4 protein-coding genes are annotated in these 3,115 nt (G+C 62.9%); all 4 read left to right on the top strand.

The features are described from left to right. The coding region (scpA, locus tag Q0S16_RS05380) for a methylmalonyl-CoA mutase (RefSeq protein WP_295845893.1) at positions 1 to 1,570 on the top strand (1,570 nt) is incomplete at its 5' end. 32 nt (positions 1,571 to 1,602) lie between these two features. Beyond that, a complete protein-coding gene (locus tag Q0S16_RS05375) occupies positions 1,603 to 1,920 on the top strand; it encodes a nucleotidyltransferase domain-containing protein (RefSeq protein ID WP_295845892.1) in 318 nt (105 codons plus the stop codon). After that, complete coding sequence (locus Q0S16_RS05370) at positions 1,921 to 2,265, top strand: DUF86 domain-containing protein (RefSeq protein WP_295845891.1); 345 nt, start codon at positions 1,921 to 1,923, stop codon at positions 2,263 to 2,265. Then, the coding region (gene meaB / locus Q0S16_RS05365; protein WP_295845890.1) for a methylmalonyl Co-A mutase-associated GTPase MeaB at positions 2,262 to 3,115 on the top strand (854 nt) is incomplete at its 3' end. The genes Q0S16_RS05370 and meaB, both read left to right, overlap by 4 nt.

Genomic DNA, 3,115 nt, shown 5'->3' with positions numbered 1-3,115 from the left:
CAACACCTACATCTATCCGCCGACGCCCTCGATGCGGATCATCTCGGATATTTTTGCGTACACATCGCAAAAGATGCCGAAGTATAATTCGATCTCGATTTCCGGCTATCACATGCAGGAAGCCGGCGCGACGCAGGATCTGGAGCTCGCTTACACACTGGCCGACGGCGTCGAATATCTGCGCGCTGGCCTGGCCGCCGGCATCGACGTCGATCACTTCGCGCCGCGGCTGTCATTCTTCTGGGCTATCGGCATGAACTTCTTCATGGAAGTCGCCAAGATGCGCGCAGCGCGGCTTTTGTGGGCAAAACTGCTGACTCAGTTCAATCCGAAAAATCCAAAGTCGCTGAGCCTGCGCACGCATTGTCAGACTTCAGGCTGGTCGCTGACCGCGCAGGATGTCTACAACAACGTGATGCGCACCACGATCGAGGCGATGGCCGCGACCCAGGGCCATACCCAGTCGCTGCACACCAATGCGCTCGACGAGGCGCTGGCGCTGCCGACCGATTTCTCGGCGCGGATCGCCCGCAACACGCAATTGTTCCTGCAGCAGGAGAGCGGCACCAACCGCATCATCGATCCCTGGGGTGGCTCCTATTACGTCGAGCGGCTGACGCAGGAGCTCGCCGCCAAGGCGTGGGGCCACATCCAGGAAGTCGAGGCGCTGGGCGGCATGGCCAAGGCGATCGAGGCCGGCGTGCCGAAGCTGCGGATCGAGGAAGCCTCTGCCAAGACACAAGCGCGGATCGATGCCGGCCGCCAGGCGGTGATCGGCGTCAACAAGTATAAGCCGGTGGATGAGGCGCCGCTCGACGTGCTGAAGGTGGAGAACTCCATCGTGCGGCGGATGCAGATCGACAAGCTGGCGCGACTGAAGAAGGAACGCAGCCAGGCCGATGTCGATGCGGCGCTACATGCGCTGACGCGCGCGGCCAGCGAGGGCAATGGCAACCTGCTGGCGCTGGCGATCGACGCCGCGCGGGCAAAATCCACCGTCGGAGAAATCTCCGACGCGCTGGAGAAGGTCTATGGCCGGCATCGGGCGGAAATCAAATCCATCACCGGCGTCTACAAGCGGGAGGCTGCCACCATGTCCAATCGGGTTGCGCAGGTACAGGCACTGATCGACGCCTTCGAAGACGCCGAGGGCCGCCGCCCGCGCATTCTGGTCGCCAAGATCGGCCAGGACGGCCACGACCGCGGCCAGAAGGTGATCGCCTCGGCCTTCGCCGATGTCGGCTTCGACGTCGACATCGGACCACTCTTCGCTACCGCCGACGAAGCCGCGCGTCAGGCGGTGGAGAACGACGTCCACATTCTGGGCCTGTCCTCGCTGGCCGCCGCGCACCTTTCCGCGGTGCCGGAGTTGAAGGCGGCGCTGAAGAAACTGGGTCGCGACGACATCATGATCATCATCGGCGGCGTGGTGCCGCCGCGGGATTATGCCGAACTCTACAAGGCTGGCGCGGAGGCAATCTTCCCGCCCGGCACCGTGATCGCAGACGCGGCGGAAGAGCTGATCCACAAGCTCAATGCCAGGCTGGGGCATAGCGAGGCGGCGGAGTAGGACACCATCCGGCAGTATGGTACGATATAGCCATGACCGAGGTTGCCAATATCACGCTGGACACGATCCTCACGAAGCTGCGCGAGCTTGCGCCTGCCATCAAGGCGGAAGGAGCAACGCGGCTCGCGGTATTCGGGTCCTGGGCGCGTGGCGACGCGCGACCGGACAGTGATCTCGACCTCCTGATCGAGACGTTTGACCGCCCCGACAGCACGCGACAGTTCGATTGGTCCAACGTCATGAACATGATTGAGGACTCGGTCGGCATCTGGCCGCATCTGATGTATCCGACGGAGTTGACACCCCGCATCAGGGAACGAATGGCTGACGATCTGATCGAGGTATTCTGAATGCCTCCCTCTATGGAAGACCAGTTTCAGGATATTCTCAGATCCTCGACCAAGAGCGGGATGTTTACCGAAGGTCGCAGCTTCGACGAATTCGTGTCCGATGACATGCGCTATCTCGCGACCGAGCGCTTGCTCGGAATGGCCTGCGAAGCCGCCGTTAAATTATCCGACAACGTCAAACAATCGGCGCCGCACATCAACTGGCGCGAGATGAACAATTTCGCCAATCTCTCGCGTCACGCCTATCATTCGACCAACGCCGACAAGGTTTGGAAAATCATTCCGAATGACATCCCCCTGCTGAAAGCCTTTGTCGAACAGCGCATTCGCGAAGGCGGCCAATGACTCCGTCTTCAACACCGAAGCCGCTAGCGAAGCCACGCGCTCCCCTCGATATTTCCGCCCTTGCCGCTTCCGTCCGCGCCGGTAATCGCGCCGCGCTGGCGCGGGCGATCACGCTGATCGAAAGTCGTCGTGCCGACCATCAGGCCCGCGCGCGCGAACTGGTGCAAATGCTGCTGCCGGACACCGGCCGCGCCATTCGCGTCGGCATCACCGGTTCGCCGGGTGTCGGCAAATCGACCACCATCGACGTGCTCGGCATGTATCTGCTGAGACAGGGCCACAAAGTCGCGGTGCTGGCGGTGGATCCGTCGTCAGCGCGCACCGGTGGCTCGATCCTCGGCGACAAGACACGGATGGCGCTGCTGTCGGCCGAAGACAATGCGTTCATCCGGCCGTCGCCGGCGTCGGGCACACTCGGCGGCGTGGCGGCGAAAACCCGCGAGGCGATGCTGCTGTGCGAGGCCGCCGGCTTCGACGTGGTGCTGGTGGAGACGGTCGGCATCGGGCAGTCGGAAACCGCGGTCTGCGACATGACCGACTTCTTCCTCGCGCTGATGCTGCCCGGCGCCGGCGACGAGTTGCAGGGAATCAAGAAGGGACTGGTCGAACTCGCGGACATGATCGCGGTCAACAAGGCGGACGGCGACAACATCGCCCGCGCCAATCTCGCGGCCGGCCAGTACCGCGGGGCGCTGCATATCCTGACGCCGCGCTCGGAGCACTGGTATCCGCCGGTACTGACCTATTCGGCGCTGGCCGGCACCGGCATCGCCGAACTCTGGCAGAAGATCCTTGATCATCGAACCGCCATGAATGCCTCCGGCGACTTTGCCCAGCGCCGGCGCGAACA

This window comes from Tardiphaga sp., assembly GCF_025356345.1.
Lineage (GTDB): Bacteria > Pseudomonadota > Alphaproteobacteria > Rhizobiales > Xanthobacteraceae > Tardiphaga.
The sequence above is the reverse complement of the archived record's forward strand: the minus strand, read 5'-3'. Positions and strand labels throughout refer to the sequence as shown.